At 71.8% G+C, this 26,221-nt stretch carries 19 protein-coding genes; 11 read left to right on the top strand and 8 right to left on the bottom strand.

Going from position 1 to position 26,221, the window contains the following annotated elements:
- Window positions 1-33: 33 nt before the first annotated feature.
- Window positions 34-3,900, top strand: coding sequence for a glycoside hydrolase family 2 TIM barrel-domain containing protein (locus tag ACYVPE_RS03105; protein ID WP_461031884.1), 3,867 nt, complete (start codon window positions 34-36; stop codon window positions 3,898-3,900).
- A gap of 25 nt (window positions 3,901-3,925) precedes the next feature.
- On the opposite strand, the gene ACYVPE_RS03100 is transcribed toward ACYVPE_RS03105, so the two are convergent.
- Both ACYVPE_RS03100 and ACYVPE_RS03095 read right to left on the bottom strand, forming a co-directional pair.
- On the bottom strand, window positions 3,926-4,996 hold the full coding sequence (locus ACYVPE_RS03100) for a LacI family DNA-binding transcriptional regulator (RefSeq protein WP_461031792.1): 1,071 nt from the start codon (window positions 4,994-4,996) through the stop codon (window positions 3,926-3,928).
- Between the two features lie 95 nt (window positions 4,997-5,091).
- Window positions 5,092-6,096: a hydroxyacid dehydrogenase gene (locus ACYVPE_RS03095; RefSeq protein WP_461031791.1), complete on the bottom strand. Its 1,005-nt coding sequence runs from the start codon at window positions 6,094-6,096 to the stop codon at window positions 5,092-5,094.
- Between the two features lie 140 nt (window positions 6,097-6,236).
- On the opposite strand from ACYVPE_RS03095, the gene ACYVPE_RS03090 reads away from it, so the two are divergent.
- The 5 genes from ACYVPE_RS03090 (at window position 6,237) to ACYVPE_RS03070 (ending at window position 14,435) form a co-directional block, all read left to right on the top strand.
- On the top strand, window positions 6,237-7,259 hold the full coding sequence (locus ACYVPE_RS03090) for a LacI family DNA-binding transcriptional regulator (protein WP_461031790.1): 1,023 nt from the start codon (window positions 6,237-6,239) through the stop codon (window positions 7,257-7,259).
- 391 nt (window positions 7,260-7,650) lie between these two features.
- Window positions 7,651-9,291, top strand: coding sequence for a type 2 periplasmic-binding domain-containing protein (locus tag ACYVPE_RS03085; protein WP_461031789.1), 1,641 nt, complete (start codon window positions 7,651-7,653; stop codon window positions 9,289-9,291).
- 1 nt (window position 9,292) lies between these two features.
- Window positions 9,293-10,306: an ABC transporter permease gene (locus ACYVPE_RS03080; RefSeq protein WP_461031788.1), complete on the top strand. Its 1,014-nt coding sequence runs from the start codon at window positions 9,293-9,295 to the stop codon at window positions 10,304-10,306.
- Window positions 10,306-11,244, top strand: coding sequence for a carbohydrate ABC transporter permease (locus tag ACYVPE_RS03075; protein WP_461031787.1), 939 nt, complete (start codon window positions 10,306-10,308; stop codon window positions 11,242-11,244). Before ACYVPE_RS03080 ends, ACYVPE_RS03075 begins: the two co-directional genes overlap by 1 nt.
- Window positions 11,245-11,363: 119 nt before the next feature.
- Window positions 11,364-14,435: a glycoside hydrolase family 2 TIM barrel-domain containing protein gene (locus tag ACYVPE_RS03070; protein WP_461031786.1), complete on the top strand. Its 3,072-nt coding sequence runs from the start codon at window positions 11,364-11,366 to the stop codon at window positions 14,433-14,435.
- A gap of 244 nt (window positions 14,436-14,679) precedes the next feature.
- Here ACYVPE_RS03070 and ACYVPE_RS03065 read toward each other — a convergent pair whose 3' ends face one another.
- From ACYVPE_RS03065 to ACYVPE_RS03055, 3 genes are all read right to left on the bottom strand, one after another.
- Complete coding sequence (locus tag ACYVPE_RS03065) at window positions 14,680-15,669, bottom strand: LacI family DNA-binding transcriptional regulator (RefSeq protein ID WP_461031785.1); 990 nt, start codon at window positions 15,667-15,669, stop codon at window positions 14,680-14,682.
- Window positions 15,670-15,779: 110 nt separating this feature from the next.
- Window positions 15,780-17,123 carry an enolase C-terminal domain-like protein gene (locus tag ACYVPE_RS03060; RefSeq protein ID WP_461031784.1) on the bottom strand — a complete coding sequence of 448 codons (1,344 nt, stop codon included), beginning with the start codon at window positions 17,121-17,123 and terminating at the stop codon, window positions 15,780-15,782.
- Between the two features lie 24 nt (window positions 17,124-17,147).
- Window positions 17,148-18,461 (bottom strand): ABC transporter substrate-binding protein, encoded by a 1,314-nt coding sequence (locus tag ACYVPE_RS03055; protein WP_461031783.1) that lies wholly within the window; start codon window positions 18,459-18,461, stop codon window positions 17,148-17,150.
- 236 nt (window positions 18,462-18,697) lie between these two features.
- Here ACYVPE_RS03055 and ACYVPE_RS03050 point away from each other — a divergent pair, with 236 nt between their 5' ends.
- The 4 genes from ACYVPE_RS03050 (at window position 18,698) to ACYVPE_RS03035 (ending at window position 21,905) form a co-directional block, all read left to right on the top strand.
- Window positions 18,698-19,663 (top strand): carbohydrate ABC transporter permease, encoded by a 966-nt coding sequence (locus ACYVPE_RS03050; RefSeq protein ID WP_461031782.1) that lies wholly within the window; start codon window positions 18,698-18,700, stop codon window positions 19,661-19,663.
- On the top strand, window positions 19,630-20,535 hold the full coding sequence (locus tag ACYVPE_RS03045) for a carbohydrate ABC transporter permease (RefSeq protein WP_461031781.1): 906 nt from the start codon (window positions 19,630-19,632) through the stop codon (window positions 20,533-20,535). The genes ACYVPE_RS03050 and ACYVPE_RS03045 overlap by 34 nt, the downstream gene beginning before the upstream one ends.
- Before the next feature lie 11 nt (window positions 20,536-20,546).
- On the top strand, window positions 20,547-21,146 hold the full coding sequence (locus ACYVPE_RS03040) for a DUF624 domain-containing protein (protein ID WP_461031780.1): 600 nt from the start codon (window positions 20,547-20,549) through the stop codon (window positions 21,144-21,146).
- A gap of 303 nt (window positions 21,147-21,449) precedes the next feature.
- Entirely contained in the window at window positions 21,450-21,905 is a 456-nt protein-coding gene (locus ACYVPE_RS03035) for a streptophobe family protein (RefSeq protein WP_461031779.1), read from the top strand.
- A 95-nt stretch (window positions 21,906-22,000) separates the two neighbouring features.
- Here the strand turns inward: ACYVPE_RS03035 and ACYVPE_RS03030 are convergent, their stop codons facing one another.
- From ACYVPE_RS03030 to ACYVPE_RS03020, 3 genes are all read right to left on the bottom strand, one after another.
- On the bottom strand, window positions 22,001-23,767 hold the full coding sequence (locus ACYVPE_RS03030; protein ID WP_461031778.1) for a dihydroxy-acid dehydratase: 1,767 nt from the start codon (window positions 23,765-23,767) through the stop codon (window positions 22,001-22,003).
- A gap of 52 nt (window positions 23,768-23,819) precedes the next feature.
- Window positions 23,820-24,554 carry an SDR family NAD(P)-dependent oxidoreductase gene (locus tag ACYVPE_RS03025; RefSeq protein ID WP_461031777.1) on the bottom strand — a complete coding sequence of 245 codons (735 nt, stop codon included), beginning with the start codon at window positions 24,552-24,554 and terminating at the stop codon, window positions 23,820-23,822.
- Window positions 24,555-24,734: 180 nt separating this feature from the next.
- Window positions 24,735-25,481 carry an IclR family transcriptional regulator gene (locus ACYVPE_RS03020; RefSeq protein WP_461031776.1) on the bottom strand — a complete coding sequence of 249 codons (747 nt, stop codon included), beginning with the start codon at window positions 25,479-25,481 and terminating at the stop codon, window positions 24,735-24,737.
- A gap of 70 nt (window positions 25,482-25,551) precedes the next feature.
- On the opposite strand from ACYVPE_RS03020, the gene ACYVPE_RS03015 reads away from it, so the two are divergent.
- Window positions 25,552-26,220 carry an RraA family protein gene (locus ACYVPE_RS03015; RefSeq protein WP_461031775.1) on the top strand — a complete coding sequence of 223 codons (669 nt, stop codon included), beginning with the start codon at window positions 25,552-25,554 and terminating at the stop codon, window positions 26,218-26,220.
- The last annotated feature ends 1 nt before the right edge of the window (window position 26,221 follow it).

Here is a 26,221-nt window from a genome sequence, read left to right as displayed (position 1 = left end):
ACGGCGGCCGCACGGCCGGATAGATAACGATATCTGCCCTGCCTCTGCCCCTCCGCCGCCTCAAGCCATCGAGTCCAAGAGGTTCGTCTCATGCCCCAGTCCCCGTCCTCCGCCGCCCCGAGCACCGCCTGGGAGCCGCCGGCCAACGGCTGTCCGGAGTGGAACAACAACATCGCGATCTCCGAGGTCGGTTCGGTGCCGCCGCACACCACGCTGATGCCCTACGCGGACGTCGACCAGGCACTCGCGGCCGACCGCACTCGGTCGCCGTGGCGGCTCGACCTCGACGGCACCTGGCGGTTCGCCCACGCCGACCGCCCGGAGGACCGCGACCCCGACTTCCACCGCACCGACCTCGACGACAGCTCCTGGGACACCCTCCCGGTGCCCTCCTGCTGGCAGGTGCACGGCTACGACCGCCCGATCCACCTCAACAAGCCTTATCCCTGGTGGGGCCCCAACGGGCTCGGCGAGGAGGCCCAGCCGCCGTTCGCCCCGACCCGCCACAACCCGGTCGGCCAGTACCGCCGTTCGTTCACCGTGCCGGCCGACTGGGCCGACCGGCGGGTCTTCCTGCACTTCGAGGGCGTCAAGTCCGCCCACTACGTGTGGATCAACGGCGTACGCGTGGGCTACCGCGAGGACTCCTACACCCCCGCCGAGTACGACATCACCCCCCACCTCACCGAGGGCACCAACCAGATCGCCGTCGAGGTCTACCGCTACTCCACCGGCGACTGGCTGGAAGACCAGGACATGATCCGGCTGAGCGGCATCTTCCGCTCGGTCCACCTGTTCGCCACCCCCGTCGTCCACCTGCGGGACTTCACGCTCGACACCCCACTGAGCGACGACCACACCGCCGCCGAACTGTCCGTCACCGCCGCCGTCCGCGCCTACGCCGAGGACGCCGCCACCGGCCACTACACCGTCGAGACCCAGCTGTACGACGCCGACAGCAACCCCGTCTGGTCACGCCCCCTCAGCGCGACCGCCGACCTGGCCGCCGCCCCGGCCGGCGAGGACGTCACCGTCCAGGCCGCCAGGGCCGTGCCCCGGCCCCGGCTCTGGTCCGCCGAACACCCGAACCTCTACACCGCCGTGCTCCAGCTCCGCGACCCCGCCGGCCGGGTGATCGAGACGCTGTCGCACCGGGTCGGCCTGCGTGAGTTCGCGCTCAGGGACGGGCTGATGCGGATCAACGGCCGGCCCGTCTCCCTCCGTGGCGTCAACCGGCACGAGATGCACCCCGAGCGCGGCATGTCGCTCACCCGCGCCGACCTGGAGCGGGACATCCGGGTGATCAAGCGGATGAACATCAACTCCGTGCGCACCTCGCACTACCCGAACAACCCGCTGTGGCTGGAACTGGCGGACGAGTACGGCCTGTACGTCGTGGACGAGGCGAACCTGGAGACCCACGGCGTCAACGACCAGTACCCCGGCGACCATCCGGAGTGGACCGAGGCGTGCCTGTTCCGCGCCCGGAACATGGTGCACCGCGACAGGAACCACGCCTCCGTGGTCATCTGGTCCTTGGGCAACGAGTCCGGTGTCGGCTCCACCTTCGACGCCATGCACGACTGGATCCACGCCACCGACCCCACCCGCGTCATCCAGTACGAGTGGGACAACCGCCCCGAGGTCAGCGACATCCGGTCACAGATGTACGCCCGCCCCTGGGAGGTGGAGGAGCGGGCCCTGGACACCGCCGACCGCCGGCCCTTCGTCCTCATCGAGTACTCCCACGCGATGGGCAACTCCAGCGGCAACCTCAGGAAGTACTGGGACGTCATCCGCCGCCACGACGTGCTCCAGGGCGGCTGGATCTGGGACTTCGCCGATCAGGCGCTGCGCTGGCCAACGCCCTCCCGCAAGCGGCTCACGGAGACCGGCCCCGGCGCCCTGACCGGTGAACTGGCCACGGCGGCCGGCTTCACGGCCGGGAAGGGCCTCAGCGGAGGCGTCTTCTTCCCCCACGACTCCTCCCTCGACATCACCGGCTCGCTCACCCTGGAGGCCTGGATCACCCCGGGCCCACCCTTCGGGTACCAGCGCATCCTCGCGAAGGGCGACACCCAGTACGCGCTCGGACTCGCGGACCGGAGCCTGGAGTTCCTCATCCACGCGGGCGGCCGGTCGATCGCCGCCGCCGCCCCGCTGCCCGAGGGCTGGACCGGCACCGAGCACCACGTGGCGGGCGTCTTCGACGCGGCCGCCGGCACACTGACGCTGCATCTGGACGGCCGCGTCGCCGCGACCCGGAGCACCACCGAGCGCCCCACCGGCAACACCACCCCTCTCACGTTCGGTACCAACGCCGACAACCCCCTCCACGACTACAGCGGCACCATCCGGCGGGTCGCCGTGCACGCCCGCGCCCTGTCGCCCGGGGAACTCGCCTCCGCCGGTCGTGGCCCGGGCGACGACGGCGTACGGCTCTGGTTCGACGCGGCCACGGCCGGCTACGCCGAGGAGGAGGCGGCCGAGCGGACGTTCCTCGCCTACGGCGGCGACTGGGGCGACATCCCACACGACGGCAACGGCTCCGGCAACGGTGTCGTGACCGCCGACCGTGGCCACACCGGCAAGGCGGCCGAGGTCAAGCGGGTCTACCAGGCGATCCAGGTGACGGCCCCCGACGGCGACGCCGCCACCGGGCGGCTCACCGTCACCAACGAGTACCTGTTCACCAACCTCCGCGAACTCCACGGCACCTGGTCCCTGGTCGCCGACGGGCAGGAGGTGCGGAGCGGGCAACTGACCGCCGCCGACCTCGACATCGCCCCACTGTCCGCCAAGGAGATCACCGTCCCCTGCCCGCTGCCGGCCGACCCGGCACCCGGCGCCGAGTACTTCCTCGAACTGTCCTTCACCACCAGGGAGGCCACGGCGTGGGCGGACGCCGGCTTCGAGGTCGCCGCGGCCCAACTCCCCGTCGACTTCGGCGGCCCGGCCGTGACACCGCGGCCGCTGGAGGCCGTCCCCGCGCTGCGCCACGAGGAAGGCGAGGCGGCGGTGACGGTGGTCGGCGAGGACTTCTCCGTCACCGTCGACAAGGCCACCGGCGTCATCACCTCCTACCAGGCCGGCGGCGCCCAGCTCGCGGTCTCGGGACCGGCGCCGAACTTCTGGCGGGCGCCCACCGACAACGACCGCGGCAACGGCCAGCCCAGCCGGAACGCCACCTGGCGCGGCGCGGGCGCCGGGCGGACGGTGACGGACGTCCGGGTCCGCGCGCTGCGCGACCGGGCCGTGAAGATCACCGTCAGCGGCACCCTGCCCACCACCGTGGAGTCCGCCTACACCACCACCTACACCGTGTTCGGCAACGCCGAGATCCGGGTCGACAACACCCTGCGCCCCGGCGCCGCCAGCCTCCCCTACCTCCCCGAAGTCGGCACGCTGTTCCTGCTCCCCGGCCGGCTCGGGCACCTGCACTACTACGGCCGCGGCCCCGAGGAGAACCACTGGGACCGCAACACCGGGACCGACGTCGGCCGTTACTCCGGCACCGTCACCAACCAGTGGACGCCCTACCTACGCCCCCAGGAGAACGGGAACAAGACGGACGTGCGATGGGTGGCGCTCACCGACGACACCGGCGCCGGCCTCCTCGTCTCGGGCGAACCGCTGCTGGAGTTCAACGCCTCCCACCACACGCCCGAGGACCTCTCCGTCGGGGTACGCCACGACTACCAGCTCGTCCCACGGGAGGAGGTGGTGCTGCGGGTGAACCACCGCCAGATGGGCGTCGGCGGCGACGACAGCTGGTCCACCCACACGCACGACGAGTTCAAGCTGTTCGCCGACCGGGAGTACGCCTACACCTACCGGCTGCGGCCGCTCGCCGACGTCCGCGACGCCACGGCGGCCGCCCGCCGCCCGACGGCGAGTTGAGCGACCGCTTCCCACCACCACGAGATCATCGCGGTCCGACGGACTCCCTGACCACGACATGCGTGCCGAGCAGGGCGTGCTGCTGGCCCCGGTCCGGGCGGTCGCGACGGGCGAGGGCGAGCCGGACCGCCACCCGGCCCAACTCCTCGTAGGGGACGTGCACCGTGGTCAGCTGCGGCCGCAGGTCCGCGGCGGGAGACACGTCGTCGTACCCGGCCAGGGAGACGTCCTCGGGAACGGCGAGGCCGTGCTCGGTGAGCGCCTGTAGCGCACCGGCGGCGACCGCGTCGGTGACGGCGAACACGGCGGTGAAGTCGAGCCCGGCGGCGAGGCGCTCGCGCATCACGGCACGTGCCGCCGCGCGGTCGAACGGCGCGGGCGTCACCAGCTCGGGTGCGGCTTCGACGGCGAAGTCCGCTAGTGCTCTGCGGTAGCCCGCCAGCCGCCCCGCGGCGGTGGTGGTCTCGGCGTCGCCGCCGAAGAAGAGGACGCGCCGGTGCCCGAAGCCGAGGAGGCGGCTGGTCATGGCGTACGCGCCGGCCTCGTTCTCGTACTCCACCACGGTGGCCGGCATGTCCTCCCCCAGGGACGGGCGGCCACACAGCACGAGCCGGGACCCGGCCTGGTCCAGGGACTCGGCGAGGGCGCGCATCCGCACTCGGTACCCCTCGTCGTCGCGAACACCACCGATCAGGATGATGGCTTCGGCGCCCTGCTCCCGCATCAGCCGCACGGCCTCGAGTTCGCGATCCGGGTGACCGCCCGTGGTACAGATCAGGGACAGGCGGCCCTGCCGCGCCGCCTCCTGTTCGATCCCGTGGGCGACCTCGGCGAACGAGGGGCCACGGACGTCGTTGAGGATGAAGGCGACCGCGTTGATCGCGTGCCCGCGCAGCGCCCGGGCGTGCGTGTTGGCGACGTAGTCGAGCTCGCGCAGGGCCCTTTCGACCCGGCGCCTGGTGCTGGCCGCCACCGGGTAGTTCCCGGCGATGACCCGCGAGACGGTGGGTACCGAGACGCCCGCCCGCTCGGCGACGTCCTTGAGCGTGGCACGCCCGTTGCCCGCCTGCCGCCCTCGGCCGGTGTCTGTCGTCACGTGCCCAGTCTAGTTTTCCGCCCGCGCCCCCGGGTCGCCCGCGGGGCGGGCTCCACCCCGGGGGCGGCCGGGCGCCGCGGACAGGGCCCGCAGGGCTACGCGGCGCGGTCGAGTTCGGCCTGCTGGACGCGGTACCGGAGGGGGCGCCCCGCGACCAGCAGCTCCAGTTCCTCGACGGCCGTGCGGCCGAGCCGGCGCAGCTCGTTGCCCTGCGAACCGGCGATGTGCGGCGTCAGCAGGACGTTGGGCAGGTCGTAGAGCGGCGACGACGGTGGCAGCGGTTCGGGCTCGGTGACGTCGAGGATCGCGCGCAGCCTGCCGCTGACCAGTTCCTCGGTGAGCGCGTCGTGGTCGACCAGGCTGCCCCGCGAGGTGTTGAGCAGCACCGCCCCGTCCCTCATGGACGCCAGCGCGGCGCGGTCGACCATGTGGTGCGTCCCGGGCACCGCGGGGGCGTGCACGCTGACGATGTCGCTGTTCCGGAACAGCTCGGCCAGGCGGGCCGTGCGCACCCCGAGTCGCGCGGCCTCGGCCTCGTCGACGTACGGGTCGTAGAGCACGGTGTCGAAGTCGAACGGGCGCAGCAGCTCGATCAGCCGCCGACCCACGCGGGAGGCGCCGATCAGCCCCACCCGGCGCCCGACGTTGCCGACGTGCGGATGGACCTCCCCGAGGACGAAGCCGCGGGTCGCGCGGTACCGCTCCCGCAGGTCGAAGACTCCCTTGCCGGCCAGCAGGATCATGCCAAGGGCGTACTCGGCGACGGGCAGGGCGTTGGCGTCGGCCGCCGAGGAGACGACCAGGCCGCGGTCCCATCCCAGGCCCGGGATCAGGTACTTGACGGACCCGCCGGTGTGCAGGACGGTGCGGAGCCGCGGGGCCGCCTCCAGCAGTTCGGGGGTGAGCGGGGGGCAGCCCCAACCGCTGATGAGCACGTCCGCGGTCGCGAGCCGGGAGCGGGCGTCCGGGGATCGTGGGTCGGCCAGGACGACCGGATCGATGTCGGCGACCGCGGTGAGGCGGCGCATCAGGTCCTGCGGGAAGAGGAGCGGCAGGTGGTGCGGATTCAGGGCGAACAGCACCGAGGGACGCTCTGACATGGGAGAAGTCCCTCCAGATACGATAGAAATCGTTCTCTACGCTACGGTCAGAGGGCAGGACGGTCAACACCCCGGCGTCTCGAGGCGAGCGCCGGAGGACGCCGGCCGCGCCCACGCCGGAGGCCGTTAGCATGAGCGCCGTGCCCACAGGTGAGACGCAGCCGGCGGTTCCGGAGGATCGGGTCACGATCAACGACGTGGCACGGCTCGCCGGCGTCTCGCGGCAGACCGTGACGCGCGCCATGAACGACATGTCCGGGATCAGCGCCGAGACGAAGGCCCGGGTCCTGCGCGCCGCGGCCCGCCTGGAGTACCGGCCCAACCGGGCGGCCCGGGCCATGGTCCGCGGTCCCGGCACCACGCTCGGCCTGGTGATCCGCTCGCTGTGGAACCCGTTCTTCGCGGAGATCGCGGAGAGCGTGATCGACGCGGTCCACGCACGCCAGTGGAACCTCCACCTCAGCTATGTCGGGTCGAACGGCCGCGACGCGCTGTCGGTGGTGCGGGACATGGCTCCCGAGGTGGACGCGATCGTCGGCTATCTTCCGCCCGACATCTCTCGCGAGTTGCCCTCCTTCACGGGCCCGCTCATCCAGCTCGACGCCTCCGAGTCCACCGGCCAGGACGCCGGGTTCCGCTTCGACCTGACCCACGACCTGGGGCTCGTCGTCCAACGCTTCGTCGACAGTGGACGGCGCAGGGTCGCGATGATCGACGGCAGCGTGCACGGCGGACCCAGCGTCCGCGCGCCGATCTTCACCGAACTCGCCCGCGAGGCCGGCGTGCTGGACGCCCGGGTGGGCGTCACGCTGACCGACGAGTCCCCCGAGGGCGCCAGCGCGGCGGTGCGCGAGATGCTCGACCGTTCGCCCGACGTGGACGGCCTGTTCGTCTTCAACGACGTCATGGCCCTGGGCGTGATGCACGAACTCACGCGTCACGGCCTGACGATCCCCGACGACATCGCCGTGATCGCGATGGACGGCATCCGGCTGGGCGCCTACAGCTCTCCGCCGTTGACCACCGTCGACCTGGACCCGCGGGGCCTGGGCCACGCGGCCGTCGCGGCGGTCGGGGACGTGCTGGCCGGCGACGCGCCCCGGAGGGGCCGGGGCGCGCAGTGGCAGCGGCGCCACGAACTGCTGCTGCGCCAGTCCGGCTGACGCCCTGACGGGCCGGGTCCCGCCCCGCTGACGAGAGAACCGTTCTCCCTGGACGGTCCCGTCGTCGTGCCGCCGGACGGCGCGTCGTCACGCACCGACCGCTCCCGCCCACGGCGCCGTCCGTCGCCCTCCGGGCAGAACCGTGATCGTTCACGAACATGCACCGGCTCCGCTGAACAGATCGCCGTGAACGCTCACGCACACCTCTTGACCCGCCTCTCGTTCCCTCCCTAGTCTGCGGCTGGCATCGAGCCGTATTCCCTTGCCATTCCTCGGCATTCACGGCACCTCTCGACGGGCTGACGGCTTCCGTACGCGGCGTCGTGCACGTTCACGCACGCCGGCACGCGGCGGTCCGCGACTGATCGAGGATGATCGGAGATCCCACGCCATGACCCAGCTCTCGCGCCGCAACTTCCTCGGTGGACTCGGCATGACCCTCGGCGCGGTCGCGCTCGCCGGCCCGCTCACCGCGTGCGGCGGTGGCGGAGGCGCCTCGCGCGGCACCGCAGCGTTCGACATCCCCACGTTCGGAGAACCGCGCCCGCCGGCTCTCGACCCGGCGTTCACCGCCTCCCACGAGGCGATGCGCGACGTCTACGTCGGCCAGCCGGCCGAGTACTTCCGCGGCTACGACGGGACGCCCCTGTCGGGCGGCGAGATCTCCACGTTCCAGCTCACCTGGGGGAATCCACCGAGCGACGTCTCCGGCGACCCCTACTGGCAGGAGCTCAACCGCCGGCTGGGCGGAACCATCGAGACCACGTTCGTGCCCGCCGCCCAGTACGGGGACAAGCTTGCCACCACCCTGGCCTCGGGCAGCGTTCCCGACCTGGTGTTCGTCGACGACAACAGCCCGGTGGCCCTCCAGGGCATCCGTGACGGGGCGTTCGCCGACCTGAGCGAGACCCTGTCGGGCGACAACGTGCTGGAGTGGCCCAACCTCGCGGCCAGGCGCGAGGATGTGTGGCGCTCGTCGCTGCGCGACGGCCGGATCGTGACGATCCCCAGCCCGGTGCATCCCCTGTCGTTCTTCCCGCTCCTGCGGCTGGACATCGTCGAGCAGGTGGGCGGCAACGCGGAACCCGCCAACGCCGACGAGCTGTTCGAGCTGCTGGCCCAGGTGGCCACGGTGCGCGACGCGCACGGGCTCCCGGTGCACGGCATCGCCCTCTACGACGACCCGCTCCAGACCGTCGTCGAGGCGATGTACCGCGTCGGCTGCGACTGGCAGCTGGACGACTCGGGAGCCTTCGTCCACAAGATCGAGACCGAGGCGTACCGCGAATCGCTGGCGTTCCTCGCGCGGTGCTGGGAGGCCGGCGTCTTCAATCCCGACGCGCTGAGCGGCACCGTGCCGGAGGGGCCGTTCAGCAACGCGGTGTTCGCGCCGTCGGCCTGGTCCAACTCGGTCGGCGGCCCTGGCATCCACACGGCCGAGCGCGACACGGAGGGGATCCGGCTCGGCTTCCTGGAGCTGAGGGGCTTCGACGGCGGGGACTGCGTGTGGGAGCGGAACCTGCCGCACGGCCGCTCCATCGCCGTCTCCTCCCGGGCGGCGGAGGACACCGACCGGCTGCGGGAGATCCTCAACGTCCTCGACTACCTCAGCGCTCCCTGGGGCAGCGAGGAGCGGCTGTTCATCGACTCCGGCATCGAGGGCGAGCACTGGGAGATGCGGGACGGGGTGGTCACCCCGACCAACCCGCCCAGCACGCAGTACACCTGGGTCGCCTCGGGCGACGCCGTCTACAACCTCGCCGCGCTCTCCGAGCCGTGGGCCGAGGGCTTCCACGCGGTCGCCTCCCGCCAGGCCGAGCAGTCCGTACCGAAGGACACGCTGGGCCTGACCTCGGGGACCCTGGCCAGCAGAGGCGTCCAGCTGAACGCGTCCCTGCTCGACCAGCAGAACGCCGTCGTCTCCGGACGCGCCTCGCTGTCGGACTTCGACGGCTTCGTCCGCACCTGGCTCGACCAGGGGGGCGAGCAGATCCGCCGCGAGTACGACGAGGCCAGGGAAGCGCGGGGCTGAGATGACGACCCGACGGTCAACCGTCCCCGCGCCGCGCCGGACCCCGAAGGCCGACGGCCACGAGGACCACGAGGAGCGCGAGGAGCCGACACCGCCCCCCGTCGAGATCCGCGGGATCTCCCTGTGGACCCGGATCAAGCGGGAACGCGTCACCTACACGTTCATCCTTCCCGGCCTGGCGTTCTTCGTCCTGTTCGTCTACGTGCCCCTGCTGGGCAACGTCGTGGCGTTCATGGACTTCTCGCCCTTCCTCGGCCTGGAGGACTCCCCATGGGTGGGGTTCGACAACTTCCGTGCCCTGCTGGACGATCCCGAGCTGCGGGACGCGCTCGTCAACACGCTGACGATCTCGCTGCTGCTCATCGTCTTCGCCTTCCCGGCCCCGCTCGCCCTGGCGCTCCTGCTGAACAGCCTGCTGTCCAGCCGGGTCAAGCGGATCGTGCAGACGGTCGTCTACCTGCCGCACTTCCTGTCCTGGGTGATCGTCATCTCGTTGTGCCAGCAACTGCTGGGGGGCAACGGCTTCGTCTCGTCCCTCGTGCAGGACCTCGGCGGCGAGCCGTTCAACGCCATGACCGATCCGGACACCTTCTACGCGCTGGTGGTGTCCCAGTCGATCTGGAAGGACGTCGGATGGGGCACGATCATCTTCTTCGCGGCGATCGCCGCCGTGCCCCGTGACCGGTACGAGGCCGCGGCGGTGGACGGCGCGAGTTCCTGGCGGCGCACCTGGCACATCACGTTGCCGGCGCTGCTGCCCGTCACCACCCTGCTGCTGATCCTCCAGATCGGCAACGTGCTGACCGTGGGCTTCGAGCAGTTGTTGCTCCAGCAGCCCGCCGTCGGCGCGGACGCGGCGCAGGTCCTGGACACCTTCGTCTACTACCGCGGCGTGGCCGGCGGCCAGTGGGGCGTCTCGGCGGCGGCCGGCCTCCTCAAAGGCGTCATCGCCACGATCCTGATCATCTCGGCCAACCGTGTGGCCAAGCGCCTCGGAGGGAGTGGCATCTTCTGATGGCCGGCACCACCGCACCGTCCGTGATGGACCGCAGGCGGCGACGCGCCGCGGACGGGGACGACCTCCCGCCCTGGATGCGCAAGACCTCGAAACCCGTCTCCGCGCTCAAGGGCGTGGTCATCACCGGCATCTGCCTGGTGATGCTGTACCCCATCGTCTACGTCATCGTCATGAGCCTGGCCTCGCCCCGGCAGGCACGCCAGGGGGTGCTGTTCCCCACCGAGTTCTCCCTCGACGCCTACCGGGCGATCTTCTCCGGCGGCGTGGTCACCCAGGGCCTGTGGGTGTCGTTCGTGGTCACCGCCACCGGGACGGTACTGGCGCTGACGATGACCTCGACCCTGGCCTGGGGGCTCACCAGGACCAGGGACGTGCCCGGCGCGCGCGCCGTTCTCGTGCTGGTGCTCGCCAGCATGTTCTTCGGGGCCGGCATCATCCCCAACTACCTGCTCATCAAGCAGCTGGGGCTGCTGAACTCGCTGTGGGCACTGGTCCTGCCGGGGTTGATCACCGCCTTCAACCTGGTGGTGATGCGCAACTTCTTCATGGAGTTGCCCAGGGAGCTGATGGAGTCCGCGCGCATCGACGGCGCGGGCGAGTGGCGCATCTTCCTGCGGATCGTGCTGCCCCTGTCCCGTCCCATCCTCGCGGTGATGGGCCTGTTCTACGCCGTCGGCTTCTGGAACTCGTACTTCAACGCCCTCATCTACCTCAACGACCCCGACAAGTGGCCCATCCAGGTCGTGCTCCAGCAGTACGTCATCGCCGCCTCCCCGATCCCCGGGATGACGCCGAACCCGGACGTGCCGCCACCGCCGGCGATCACCCTGCAGATGGCGATCATCGTCGCGGCCACGCTGCCCATCCTGATCGTGTACCCGTTCGTCCAGCGGTACTTCACCTCCGGCGTCCTGACCGGCGCCATCAAGGGCTGACCCGGCGTCACCTCGCCCGCCGGGGGCGCGTCCCAACCCATCGCGCGCCCCTGGCGGGCCCCGCCCCCTCGCGTTCGCACCGCGGCCACGATGCCGCCCGCTCCAGGAGAGACCCCCTGATGACGACCCCCGCCGTTCCCCTCCGGCCCGCCGCGGATCTGGACACGGCCTCCTATGTGACGTCCTTCTCCCCCTGCTCCGGCACGCTGCCCCCGCGGGCCAGGCTCCAGAGCGACGCGCCGGCCCTGGACCTGGCGGGCGAATGGGCGTTCCGCCTGGTGCCCGGGGTGCGGGACCTCACGGCCGGCTTCCAGGACCCGCGGTTCGACGACTCCGCCTGGGACCGTCTTACCGTGCCCTCCCACTGGCAGCTCGCCGGTCTCCGCGCGCCCGACGGCGAACTCCTGGAGACGGGCAAGGCCCGCTTCGGCCTGCCCGCCTACACCAACCAGCAGTACCCCTTCCCGCTCGACCCGCCGTACGTTCCGGACGACAACCCCACGGGCGAGTACCGCAGGAGCTTCGAACTGCCGTCGGCCCTGCGGGACGTGGCCGGACGGGTGGTCCTGCGCTTCGAAGGGGTGGACTCCGCCTTCGCCGTGTGGTGCAACGGGATTCCGCTCGGCCACGCCACCGGCAGCCGGCTGCCGAGCGAGTTCGACGTCACCGACGCGCTCGTGCCGGGGGACAACGTGATCGCGGTGCGGGTCCACCAGTGGTCGGCCGCCAGCTACCTGGAGGACCAGGACATGTGGTGGCTCTCGGGGATCTTCCGCTCCGTGGGGCTGCTGGCCCGTCCCGCGTCCGGCGTCGAGGACCTGTTCGTCCACGCCGGCTTCGACCACGTCACGGGCGACGGCACGCTCCGGGTCGACACCCCGGGCCCGGCCCGCGTCCACATCCCGGAACTCGGCGTCGAGGCCGGCACCAACGAACAGCTGACCGTGCCCGACGTGCAGCCCTGGAGCGCGGAGGAGCCGCGCCTGTACGAGGCCACGGTGTCCACCGACGCCGAACGCGTGACGGTCCGGATCGGCTTCCGCACCGTCACCGTCGAGGACGGCCTCATCCTCGTCAACGGGCGGAACATCCGCTTCCGCGGCGTCAACCGCCACGAGTGGCACCCGGACACCGGCCGCGCCCTCGACCTGGAGACCATGCGCGAGGACGTGCTGCTGATGAAGCGGCACAACATCAACGCCGTCCGCACCAGCCACTACCCGCCCGACCCCCGCTTCCTCGACCTGTGCGACGAACACGGCCTGTGGGTCGTCGACGAGTGCGATCTGGAGACCCACGGCTTCCTGCTCGCCGACTGGCGCGGAAACCCGAGCGACGACCCGCGCTGGGCCGACGCCCTGCTCGACCGGATGCGCCGGACCGTGGAGCGGGACAAGAACCGCCCCAGCGTGATCGTCTGGTCGCTGGGCAACGAGAGCGGCGAAGGCGGGAACCTGCGCGCCATGGCCGCCTGGACGCGCTCGCGCGACCCGGAACGGCTCATCCACTACGAGGGCGACTACGACCACGGCCACGCCGATGTCTACAGCCAGATGTACGCCCACCCCGAGACGGTGGACCGCGTCGGTCGGCACGCCGAGGACCGCACCCGGGACCCCGCCCTGGACGCGCACCGCCGCTCCCTGCCCCACCTGCTGTGCGAGTACGCCCACGCCATGGGCAACGGTCCCGGCGGGCTCGCCGAGTACGAGGAACTCTTCGACCGCCACCCCCGGCTGCACGGCGGGTTCGTCTGGGAGTGGATCGACCACGGCATCAGGCGCCGTGCCGGCGCCGGCCCCAACCCCGGCGAGGAGTACTTCGCCTACGGCGGCGACTTCGACGAGGAGGTCCACGACGGCAACTTCGTCGCCGACGGCCTGCTGTTCCCCGACCGGACCCCGTCGCCCGGTCTCGTCGAGTACAAGAAGGTGATCGAGCCCCTGCGGCTGCGGATCACCGGCGAGGGACGGGACGCGCTGTCGCTGGCCGCCCGCAGCCGCTACGACCACGCCACGACCACGCACCTCGCCTACCGATGGGAACTGGCGGCGAACGGCCGGGGCCTCGCCACGGGCGCGCTCGACCTGCCCGCTCTGGCGCCCGGCCAGACGGCGACCGCCGACCTGCTGCCGCTCCTGGCCCACGTCCGCCGGGAGGCACCCCGGGGGGCCGAGGTCTGGCTCACCGTCAGCGCCCGGCTGGCGGAGGACCAGTCGTGGGCCCCGGCCGGACACGAGGTGGCCTGGGCACAGCACCGACTGGCCGCCCTGGAGCGGCCGGCACCGCCGACGCTGGTGCCCGACGCGTCCCCGGCCGTCGACGCGACGCCCACCGGCTTCTCGCTCGGCACGGCGCGCTTCGACCGGAACGGCACCCTCCGCTCCCTGGGCCCACTGCCGGTCGTCGGCCCCCGCCTCGACGTCTGGCGGGCCCCGACCGACAACGACAGAGCCGCGCACGGCGACGACGCGAGCCGCGCCTGGCGGGCGCTCGGCCTGGACCGCGCGCACGACCGCCTGGTCGAGGCGACGACACGCGACGACGCGCTGGTGGTGACCGTCCGCACCGGCGCCGCGGCCACCGACGCCGGCCTGCTCACCACGTTCACCTGGACCGCGCTCGATCCCGCGAGGCTGCGGCTCGACGTCCAGGTCGCCCCGGAGGGGTGGTTCGTCCGCCACGGCGCCCCGGCGTTGTCCGGCACCGCCGTGCCACTCCCCAGGGTCGGGCTGCGTCTTGGGCTGCCGGCGGAGATCGCCGAGGTCACGTGGTTCGGTCTCGGCCCCGGCGAGTCCTACCCGGACACCCGGCAGGCCGCCCGGGTGGGCGAGTTCTCCACGACCGTGCCGGCCCTCCAGACGCCGTACGTGATGCCGCAGGAGAACGGCGCCCGCCGCGACGTGCGGTACGCCCGGCTCACCGACGCCCGGGGTGCCGGTCTCGAGGTCACCGGCCTGCCCACCTTCCACCTCACGGCGCGCCCCTGGACCAGCGAGAGCCTGGACGCCGCGCGCCACCCCACGGACCTCACTCCTGACCGGCACGTCTGGGTCAACCTGGACGCCGCCCACCACGGCATCGGCAGCCAGTCCTGCGGACCCGGCGTACTCCCGGTCCACCGACTCCACGCTCGCGCGTTCCGGTTCGCGCTGACCCTGCGCGCCATCGAACCCGACACCCGGGGCTGACCGCCACCCGCCGGGCCGCCCGCCCGTACGTCGCGGACCGAGGCGGGTCCTGCTCTCCCCCGCCGCCCGGAGGACGGCCTGGTCGATGCCCGCCTCCGCCTCCGGGGCCAGGGCGGGATCGACGACCAGTGCCTCGGTCACACCGTGCGGACCTGTCCGGGCGGCGACGGCGCGCCGGGCGGTCGGCGATGTACGCGACGGACCTCCCCGTCCTCATCTCGCCTTCGAGGAATCTCGTCCCGGGTCAGCGGGGCTCGGCGCTGATCGTGGCTGTTGAGTCGCGTACCACCAGATGGGTCGGGAGCACCCGTTCCATGGCTTTCGTGCCTTCGGCGGCGGGTGTGTCGAGGATACGGACCAGCAGGTCGACAGCCGCGCGTGCCGCGTGTGCCTTGGGCACGGAGACGGTGGTGAGGGGAGGTGCGGCCATCCCGGCCATGGCGATGTCGTCGCAGCCCACCACGCTCATCTCGTCCGGCACTCGCACGCCGCGAACGGTGAACCGGCTGATCAGTCCGAACGCGACGATGTCGTCGAAGGCCACGACCGCGGTGGCTCCGCTGGCCAGCACGACGTCCGCGGCGCCGGCCATCCCGCCGTCGAAGTGCGGGGCCACGCTGCCCACCCTGACGATCTCGATCTCGCCGGACTCGGCCATCGCCTCAATGCCCGCGGCCCGTTCCTGGGCCGCCCAGGAGCTGCGCGGGCCGCCGACATAGGCGATCTTCCGGTGCCCCAGCGCGTGCAGGTGCCTGAGCGCGTCGGTCATGCCCTCGGCCACGTCGGCCGTGACGCTGGCGAAGCCCGGTTCCCTGCGGTGCAGCAGGACGATCAGCTTGTCAGTGAGTTCGCCCAGGGACCGCAGCTCCTCGCTGGTCAGGTGCGGGGCGCACAGCACGATGCCGTCGACCTGCGGGGCCAGGGTGCGGATCGCGTCCAGTTCGAGGCCCTCGTCGCGCTCGGCGTCGTAGACGAACACCGCGCGGCCGAGCCCGCGGGCGCGTGCCTGCACGCCTTTGCAGAGCTCGGCGAAGAACGGGTTGAGCAGGTCGGGCACGATCAGGCCCAGGTAGCCCGTGCGTCCGGTGATCAGGCCGCGTGCGGCACGGTTGGGTTGGTAGCCGAGCCGGTCGGCGGCGGCCCGCACCCGTTCCAGGGTGGCCGGACTGACCTTCTCGCCGTGTGCCAGTGCTCGTGACACCGTGGATGGGGAGACCCCCGATGCCTTCGCCACGTCTCGAATCGTCGCCTGCACAGTCCGAAGGTTGGCACCCTTGCTCACGGTCGTCAATCAAGATCGTGAGCCGGTGAACGCGCCGGGTGGCGAAGGCCGCGCTCGGTTCGTCACCAGCGAGGGAGTGTCGGGTCGAAGTCCGGTTCGACGCTCTTCCGGTATCTCTTGTCATCGCGATGTTCGCGTCCCAGTTCCAGGTAGACGGCGTGCAGGCGCTCCAGCGCGGAGCCGTCGAGTTCCACGCCGAGCCCCGGGCCGCTGGGGACCGGCACGGCCCCGTCGACGAAGGACAGGGCACCGGGGCGTACCACGTCGTGCGCGGCGTTCCACGGGTAGTGGGTGTCGCTGGCGTGACCGAGGCCCTTTGTGGCGGCGGCGGCATGGGTCATCGCGGCGAGGCTGATGCCCAGGTGCGAGTTGGAGTGCATGGACAGGCCCCAGCCGATGGCCCCGCACACGTCCCCGAGCGCGACGGTGCGCCGCAGGCCGCCCCAGATGTGGTGGTCGGCCAGCACGATGCGCACGGCGCCGTGCCGGAGGGCGGGCCCCACGGTGTCCAGGGAGTCCACGCACATGTTGGTGGCGAGCGGGATCGTCGTGCCGGCGGAGACGGCGGCCATGTCCGTGACGCCGGCCACCGGGTCCTCCAGGTACTCGAGGACGCCCTCGAGTTCACCGACCACCGCGAGTGCCGTGCGCCGGGTCCAGGCGGCGTTCGGATCGATGCGGAGCGGGTGGTCGGGGAAGGCGGCCCGCAGGGCGCGCAGGGCCGCGATCTCCTCGTCCGGGGGCATGACCCCGCCCTTGAGTTTCAGTGAGCGGAAGCCGTAGTGGTCGACCATGCGTCGGGCCTGGAGGACGATGCCGGCCGGGTCCAGCGCTTCGCCCCACTCGTCCGCGACGGCGGGGGCGCCGTTCCTGGCCGGGTGTTCGGCCCACTTGTAGAAGAGGTAGCCGCTGTACGGCACGGCGTCGCGGACCCTGCCTCCCAGGAGGTCGACGACGGGCCGGCCGGTGAGCCGTCCCTGGGCGTCCAGGCAGGCCACCTCGAGCGCGGCCTGGACGCGCCGCACGTCGAAGGCCGGTGCGGGGACGGGCGCCGGGCCGCGTGACTCGGGTGGGGCGGTGCGATCCGACCAACGTCGCCACAACGCGTCCGGGCCGTAGTCGACGTCGGTGACACGGCCGGCGAGCAGGTCACCGGCGAGGCGCTCCACGGCACGCGTCTGGAAGACGTCGATCCCGGCCAGGTGGTCACCGACGAGCCGGAGCCAGTCCAACTGCCAGGCGTGTCCGGCGCACTCGCCGAGGCCGGTGACCTCGCCGCCGCGCCCGTCGTCCACGACGAGTTCGACGACCGCCCGCAGGACGTGTGGCTCGTGGACGCCGTCGGCGTTGAGCAGCGGGGGATCGGGGATGGCGATGGGGGTGACCCGCAGTTCCCGGATGATCATGTGTGGTGGCCTCTCGGGTGGGTGTCAGCCCTGGGGGACGGTGGAGTGGAACTTGTCGACCATCTCGGTCGCGGCCTCCCGCACGGTCTGCTCGCCGAAGATCAGCCCCTGGTAGACCCGCTCGAACTCCAGCTTGTCCTCGTCGGAACCGGGCGGCGGCAGGTAGGGGGTCCCGAAGTCCTGCTGGAAGGCGAGGACGTACTCGTAGACGCTGCGGTCGCCGCCGCTGAGTTCGGGCGCGAGCCGGTCGAGGTTCGCCCGGCCCGCCGGGAGGCCGCGGACGACGCCGAGGGCGTCCGCCGCCTCCGGGTCGTTGAGCAGGAAGTCGAGCAGGAGGGCGACCTCCCGTTTGTGGGCGCTGCGCTGCTGGACGCACATCGCGCCGGGGAGCGCCGTCAGCCCGAGGGGCGCCCCGGAGGACATGGTGGGGAAGGGCAGCAGGGCGACGTCGCCGAGCGCCGCGGCGTAGTGGGTGGCGCCGGAGGTGATGTTCCACTCGGCCGTCGACAGTTCGCGCAGCAGCGGGGAGCTCTCCGTGGAGCCGTCGTAGGAGGTGGTGATGTGCGGCGCGGTGAGGACGGACGCGTCCCGCAGCCGTGCGGTGAGTTCCCAGAACTCGGTGAGGTCGGCCGTGGTGAAGCCGGGCTCTCCGTCGGCGTCGTAGATGGACTTGCCGCGCTGTACCAGCCAGATGTTGAAGGTCTCGGTGTAGCCGCCGAAGTCGGTCAGCGGGTAGCGGTCGGGCAACGCCCGGCGTAGGGCCGGCCCCACGTCGTCGAGGAGGTCGTCCCAGGTCCAGCCGCGCCTCGGCAGTTCCACGCCGGCCGCCTGCCAGACGGCGGGGTCGGCGAAGATCGCCTGGGTGGCGAGGCCCGTCGGCACCGCGTAGAGCGTGCCGTCGACCCGGTTGCTCGCGACGTACGTGTCGGCCACCCCGTCGAGGGAGAGGTCGGTGAACTCGGGGGACTCCAGGTCCGCGAGCAGCCCTCGGTCCGCGTACGACCGGAGCTGGTAGTAGTCCATCTGCAGCACGTCGGGGCCCGAGCCGGCCGCCACCTGGGTCGCCAACCGTTGGAAGTAGGCGTCGTAGGACGTGAACGAGGTGTCCACCCGGATCGTGGGGTACCGCCGCTCGAAGAGGCGCACGGCCTCGTCGGTGGCCAGGTTGCGGGTGTCGGACCCCCACCACTGGAAGTCGAGCGTCACCGTGCCGTCGGCCGACGCCCGGCCGCATCCCGCGGTGGCCGCACCCAGACCGAGTGCGCCGAGCGCGGTGAGCAGTTGGCGTCGCGAGGGCGAGGGCGAGGGCGAGGCTGGGGTACGGCGTGTCACGGACATCGCGGCCCTTCACTAGGCGGCTCGGGAGGGCGGCGAAAGGCGATGCAAACGCTACCACTCTGTTTCACACGGCCCGGAAGCTATGCTCTGCAACCGCCTACAGTCAATGCCGAATTCCGAACTATCAGGAGAAACTTCGGTGGAGCATGCCTCTTGTCAGCGGCGAGAGCGCATGCAACCGTTGCCACCGCATTTCATGCCAGCCCGTCATCCTCACCGTGGAGGGAAGCACCACGATGGCCCAGGCGACCGCACCGCTCCGCCGCTTGCCACCCCCGCGCGGCGACACCACAGACCCGCCACGCCCGGCTCGACGCCGCCGCTCGCAGGCCCTCTCGGCGCACGTCTTCCTCGCACCCTGGCTGATCGGCGCCGTCGTGCTGACCCTCGGCCCGATGCTCGCGTCGCTCTACCTGTCGTTCACCGACTACGACCTGTTCTCCACCCCGAACTGGGTGGGCCTGGCCAACTACCGCTACATGCTGGAGGACGACCGGTTCCTCAACTCGGCGCTTGTCACCCTCCAGTACGTGCTGATCGCCGCGCCGCTCAAGCTGGCCGCGGCACTCGCCGTGGCCCTGCTGCTGAACCGGGAACGACGTGGCGTCGGCCTCTACCGGGCCGCCTTCTACGCCCCGTCACTGCTCGGGGCCAGCGTCAGCGTCGCCCTCGTGTGGCGGTCGCTCTTCGCCACCGGCGGGTTCACCGACCGGTCGCTGTCCTTCTTCGGGCTCGAGGTCGGCGGGTTCACCGACAACCCGGACTACGCCCTCTACCCGCTGATCACGCTGACGGTCTGGCAGTTCGGCGCGCCCATGGTGATCTTCCTCGCCGGGCTGAAGCAGATCCCCGGGGAGCTGTACGAGGCCGCCTCCCTCGACGGCGCGAGCCGGCTGCGCACCTTCTTCTCCATCACGCTGCCGATGCTGACCCCGGTGCTCTTCTTCAACCTGGTCCTGGAGATCATCCACTCCTTCCAGTCCTTCACCTCGGCGTTCGTGGTCAGCGGAGGCTCCGGAGGCCCGTCGGACTCGACGCTGTTGTACTCGCTGTACCTGTACCAACAGGCGTTCACCAACTTCCACATGGGATACGCCTCCGCCATGGCATGGGTGCTGCTCGCCGCCATCGCGCTGGTCACGTTCCTCGTCTTCCGCAGCTCCCGCCGATGGGTCTTCTACGCGCAGGAGGGAGCGTCGTGACGACCTCCGCCCCACCCGCCGCCCGCCGGGCGTCCACCGCACCGCCGCTGCGTGCCGCGCTCTGGCACGTCGTCTGCGTCGCGCTCGGCCTCGTGCTGCTCTATCCGGTGCTCTGGCTGGTCACCGCGTCGGTGAAGTCCGGATCCGAGATCATCTCCAACCTCAGTCCGATCCCCGAGGTCTTCACGCCCGGCAACTACACCGAGGCCATCGACGGGATCAGCGGCGTCACCCTGTGGCGGCTGTTCGGGAACTCCCTGCTCGTCTCCGTCGGCGCGGTGGTCGGGAACGTACTCTCCTGTTCGCTGGCCGCCTACGCCTTCGCGCGGCTGAGGTTCCGTGGCAGCGGGCTCTACTTCGCGTTCATGATCGGCACGCTGATGCTGCCCCTGCACGTCCTGCTGATCCCGCAGTACATCATCTTCCAGAAGCTCGGCATGGTCGGCACCTACCTGCCGCTGATCCTGCCGAAGTTCCTGGCCACCGAGGCGTTCTTCGTCTTCCTGATCGTCCAGTTCATACGCTCACTGCCCAGGGAACTCGACGAGGCGGCGCTGCTCGACGGCTGCGGTCCGTACCGCACCTTCTGGCACGTGATCCTTCCGCTGCTCAAGCCGGCGCTGGTGACCACGACGATCTTCTCGTTCATCTGGAGCTGGAACGACTTCCTCTCCCAGCTGATGTACCTCGCCGACCCGCAGACCTTCACGCTCCAACTGGGCCTGCGCCTCTTCGTCGACCAGTCCGGCAGCTCCGCGTTCGGCCCGATGTTCGCGATGTCCGTGCTCACCCTCGTACCCGTGCTGCTGTTCTTCCTGGCCTTCCAACGACTGCTGGTCGAGGGCGCGCAGACCTCAGGACTGAAGGGATAGGTGGCCGGCGGATGCGTCGCCCCTGGTTCGCCCACTTCGCCGACACCCTGCTCCTCGGCGTCCTCCTGCTGCTCGCCTCACTCCCCCTCATCACCGCCTACCCGGCGCTGGTGGCCGGCTGCGCCGTCCTGCGCGAGCGCGCCCTCGGGGGACAGGGGGTGACGGCGCGCCACTTCCTGTCCGCGTTCCGTCGGGTACTCCGCTCCGGGCCGGCGGTCCTGCTGGTGCCCACCGGGGCGCTGTCGCTGCTGTGGTTGGACGCGCTCGTCCTCGACGCCCACGGACCGGGCGGCGACCTGCCCTTCGCCCTCGCCGCGGCGGCGCTCGTGGCCCTGGGCCTGCGGTGCGCCGCCGCCTGGCGGGACGGCGCGCCCTGGCGCGACGTCCTCGCGGAGGTGTTCAGGTCGGTGCCCACCCAGCCGCTCGCCCTGGTCCTGCTGGCCGGATCCGCCGTCGCCGCGGCGGTCCTGCTGACCATGTCGCCCGTGCTGCTGCTGGTCGTCCTCGGCCCACTCGTCCTCGCCGCGACGGCCACGGACACCTGGCGCCCACTCCCCTCCGCAGCAGCCCGCCCGGGTTCCACCAGAGCACAACCGCGTCCGGGCAGCTGACTTCGGACCGTGTTCTGGGAAGTTCCTGGGAAACGGACCGGTGCCCGGGTCGTGCGTGCCTCGTGACCTGCGTCGCGGTGCCGGGGCTCTCAGGAATCTCCCAGAACCTCTGCGGAACCTGGCGCGTGGCGCCGCCAGGCTGTGCGGGCCGGTGGCACTCGGCGTCGTACCGCCCCCGAGTACGGCGCCGGCTGCCTCACCGCGAAGGAAGCGGAGTGCTCCCACATGTCTGCCGTCACGTCCCGTGCCCGTGCCCGTGCCACGTCCGGTTCCCGTCCACGGTCCGGGCACGACAGACCCGGCGTGCCCGTGCGTCTCGGGCCGATCGGCCCGTGGCCGAACGCCCTGGAGGGCGCGGCGGCCGCGCTGTGCGCGGTGGGCGCCATGGCGGCCGTGTCCGCCCTGGCGCTGCTTCTGCTGGATGCCGGGTCGGTCGGATCGTTGTGGCCGCTGACGCTGACGGTGACGGCGATGGCCGTGGGCGGCTCGGTGCGCGCGGGCTCCGACGGGTCAGGGGATGCGGGGTCCGCGGACGCGGGTCTTGGCGCGCTGTTCGGTGGTGGCGGCCTGAGCCCGTCGTTGAGCGGCGCCGTCCAGGTCGTGCCCCTCGGTGTGACGTTGGTCGGTGCCGTCGTCCTGTGGTTCGGGTTCTCCCGGCGGTTGCGGTCGCGGCGGTTCGACGCGGGGGAGCTGGCGGCGCGGGCGGCCGGCGCGGGCCCGGAGGCCAGCGGCCCTCTTGCAGGACCGCGAAAAACATAACGGGGACGAACTCCGAATGCCCCTCTGGGGAGGGCCCCTGCTCGTGCCGGAGCTCGCGCACAGCGACCGCGTCTGGCCGCACTCCGGAGCAGGGGTCACCAGCCGCCGTGCCAGCCGCTGAGGAGCCCGGTCGGCAGGTTGGTGTCCGCCGGGGCGCGGGGGTCGCCCCGGAGGAAGTCGAAGTCGCAGCCCTGGTCGGCCTGGGTGACGCGCTCCGCGTACAGCCGTTGATAGCCGCGCGCCGTGTGGTGAGCGGTTGGCGAAGCGGCGGTGGCCTGACGGCGGGCCAGCTCGGCCGACGGGATGTCGATGTCCAGGCGCCGCGCATCGGTGTCGAGCGTGACGGGGTCGCCGGTGCGAAGCAGGCCGATCGGGCCGCCGGCCTTGGCCTCGGGGGCGACGTGCAGGACGACCGTGCCGAAGGCGGTGCCGCTCATCCGGGCGTCGCTGATACGCACCATGTCGCGGACTCCGCGGCGCAACAGCTTCTCAGGGATCGGCAGTTGTCCCCACTCGGGCATGCCGGGGCCACCGATGGGGCCGACGTTGCGCAGGACGAGCACCGTGTCCTCGGTGACGTCGAGTGCGGGGTCGTCGATGCGGTGGGACAGCTCACCGACGCTGTCGAAGACCAGGGCCGGGCCGCGGTGCCGGAGCAGGCTCGGGTCGGCGGCCGAGGTCTTGATGATCGCGCCGTCGGGCGCGAGGGTACCGCGCAGCACGGCGAGGCTGCCGGTGGGCCCGAAGGGGGCGTCGAGGGAGGCGATGACCTCACCGGTGTCCGTACTGGTGTCCGTGCGCCGCTCCGGAAGAGTGTCCCTGAGCGCGGCTCCCCCGACCCCGACCGCGTCGACGTGCAGCAGGGGCGCCAGCGCGGCGAGCAGCGCGGGGACGCCACCGGCTTCGTGGAGGTCGGCGAACAACCGCGTGCCGCTTGGCCTGATGTCGGCGATGCGCGGGGTGACGGCGGAGATCTCGTCGAACCGCTGGAGGGTGAGCGGTACGCCGGCTCGGCCGGCGAGGGCGAGCAGATGGATGACGGCGTTGGTGGAACCCCCGAACGCCATCAGCACGGTGATGGCGTTGTCGAAGGCCTGGGCGGTGAGGATGCGGGAGGGGCGCAGGTCGTCGTGGGCGAGTTGGACGGCCCGCCGGCCGGCGGCCTCTGCGGCGGCGTGGCGGCGGGCGTCGGTGGCGGGGATGGTCGCGCTGCCTGGCAGGCTCATGCCGAGCGCCTCGGTGACGGCGGCCATGGTGGCGGCGGTGCCGAGTTCGGGGCAGTGGCCGGCAGAGGGCATGGCGGCGGCCTCGAGCTCGTCGAACTCGGTGCGGGACATCCGCCCGGCGCGCAGCTCGTTCACGTAGGCCCACAGGTCCGTGCCCACGCCGAGCTCCCGGCCCCGGAACCGGGCGGGGTTGGCGGGGCCACCGGTCACGGAGATCGTGGGCACGTCGGCGCTGGCCGCGCCCATCAGCTGGGCCGGGACGGTCTTGTCGCAGCCGCCGAGCAGCACGACGGCGTCGAAGGGGTAGCCGCGGATGCTCTCCTCGACGTCCATGGCCATCAGGTTGCGGAAGAGCATGGCGGTGGGCTTGAGCAGGTTCTCGCCCAGGCTCATGGTGGGGAATTCCAGGGGCAGGCCGCCGGCCTGGAGGACGCCGCGCCGGACAGCGTCGGCGAGGCCGCGGAAGTGCAGGTTGCAGCTGACCAGTTCCGACCAGGAATTGCAGATTCCGATGACGGGCCGTCCGTCGAGTGCGGCGCGGCTGATGCCGGCGGCGGTGAGGGAGGCGCGGTGCAGGAAGCCGGGCAGGTCCGCTCCGGCGAACCAGTGGTCGCTGCGTCGGGCGCCGAGTGTCACGGTGACGTCGCTCCTGTCGGTCGTGGGATGGTTCGGTGCACGGCCTGGCGCGTCAGTAGATGCGGGCCAGCAGGCCGCCGTCGACCACCAGATCGGTGCCGGTGACGTAGTCGGCGTCGTCGGAGGCCAGGAAGAGGGCGGCGCCCGCGATGTCCGCGGGCGCGGCGAGACGGCCCAACGGGTAGCGTGCCTCGATGTCGGCGCGGGCCGCGTCCGGGTCGGGCTGATGGGCGAAGTACTCCCGCACCATCTCGGTGTCGACGTCGCCCGGGCAGATGGTGTTGCAGCGGATGTTGTCCCGGCCGTGGGCGGCGGCGACGGAGCGGCACAGTGCCCGCAGCGCGCCCTTGGTCGCGCCGTACATCGGCAGATCCGGGTCGCCGGTGATGCCGAGCAACGAGGCGGTCAGGATGATGGATCCGCCGCCGGCCGAGCGCATGGCCGGTACGACGGCTCGGATGGCCTCGGCCACCGCACGCTGGTTGACGGCGTACATCTGGTCCCAGTGCGCCGGCTCGGTGCTCTCGAGGCCACCCATCACCTGGACGGCGGCGTTGGCGTGCAGGACGTCGACGCGCCCGAGGGACGCCAGGGCGACGTCGATCATCTCCTGGGCCTCGGTGACGTCGGCGGCGTGAGCATGGGCAGTGGCCCCGGTGGCGGTGATACCGGCGACCGTGTCGGCCAGGGCCTCGCCGTCGCGGTCGACGCAGAAGACCGCGGCGCCCTCCTCGGCGAAGCGCTGGGCGACGGCCCGGCCGATGCCGCGCGCCGCGCCGGTTATCACGGCGGTCCTGCCCCGCAGTCGTCCACGTGGTCGCCCGATGCCCACCCGAGATCCTCCCGTTTCACTGAGCGAGACAACCGCGTCCCGCTGGCCAAATCATGGAAGCACCGCCCTCGGGCCGGATCAAGAGCGGCAACCGCCTCGCGAGGCAGGGGTGTTGCGGCAGATGAGACAGTGGGCTCAGCGGTCCGCGCGCAGTTGCGCCGAGACGCGGTCACACCAGGCGCGCACCGCCGCGCCGACGACCGCCCGCTCCGCCGTGGGCAGTCGCACCTCGACCGCGGACACGGAGATGGCGCCAACCGGCTTTCCCGAGCGGTCGACTATGGCCGCGGCCAGGCACACGCCCCCCACTTCCGACTCGCCGTTGTCCACCGCGTATCCGGCCCTGCGCGCCGCCGCGACATCGGCGCGCAACGCCTCCAGGGTGAGTCGGGTCTCGCTGGTGAGGCGTGCGTAGGGTTCGCCGCCGAGCAGCGCCGGCCACTCGGCCTCGGGCAGTTCGGCGAGCACCGCCTTGCCGATGGCGGTGGCGTGCGGCGGCACCACGTCCCCGATCTCGGTGGTCAGGCGGATGGCGTGCACGGCCGGGAGGTAGTCGGCCCAGGTGATGACGGAACGCCTGACCGCCGCCAGATTGACCGTCTCGCCGGTGCGCGTCCGCAGGTCGAGCAGGGCGGGCGCGGCAAGGGTCAGCAGCGAGGTGCTGTCCGCGAGCGCGGCCAACTCGCCGACCGCCGGGCCGATCCGGTAGGTCCGGGAGTCCCTGAGGTGCTCGATGAAGCCGCGCGTCTGGAGCGTGGCCAGCAGCCGGTGCGCGGTCGCCCGGGACACCCCGAGCTCGGAGGCGATGACGGCGAGTCGTTCCTCGCCCCGATCGGCGATCAACCTCAGGGCGTCCAGGGCGCGTTCAAGCGAAGCTGACATGACCCGCAGTGTATCGGTAGGCGAAACAGCAATGTTTGACGGGACGAGACCGCAGGTCGACACTGCCGCAATGACGGATGAGAATCCCCCTGCCCACCCGCCGGAGCTCCTGACCGAGCCCTCCAGCGCCCTGGTCTCGGACGCCCTCGACCTCCTCGGACTGCGCGACCAGTGCCTCGTTCCCGACATCACTCCGCTGCACCCCGGGCACACCCTGGTCGGCCGGGCCTTCCCACTGCTGGCCCGCCCGGCCGACGCCCCCGAACCCTCCTCGCCGTACGAGGGCTTGCTGCGCGCCGTGGACGCCACGGAGGTCGGCGATGTCGTCGTCTTCGCCACGGGGAACTCCACGGCGGCCGGCGTCTGGGGAGAGTTGGTCACGGCCGCCTGTCGGACGCGCGGCGTCGTGGGTGCTCTCACCGATGGTCTGGTGCGCGACGCACGGCAGTTGGCGGCGGGGGACTTCCCGGTCTTCAGCCGGGGAACGGTCCCCTACGACAGCAAGGGCCGGCTCGACGTCGTGGCGCACGGCACGCCGGTGGACATCGGCGGCGTGCGGGTAAGGCCAGGCGACCTGGTGGTGGCGGACGTCGACGGGGTCGTCATCGTGCCCAGGGAGCGGGTACCCGAGGTGGCCGCGGCCGTTCGCGACAAGCGGGCGGCCGAGGGGGCGTTCCGCGCCGCCGTGCTGTCCGGCGTCTCGATGCGCGATGCCTTCCGCACGCACGGGGTGCTGTGAC

The organism is Streptomyces mayteni, from assembly GCF_054783955.1.
The sequence above is the reverse complement of the archived record's forward strand: the minus strand, read 5'-3'. Positions and strand labels throughout refer to the sequence as shown.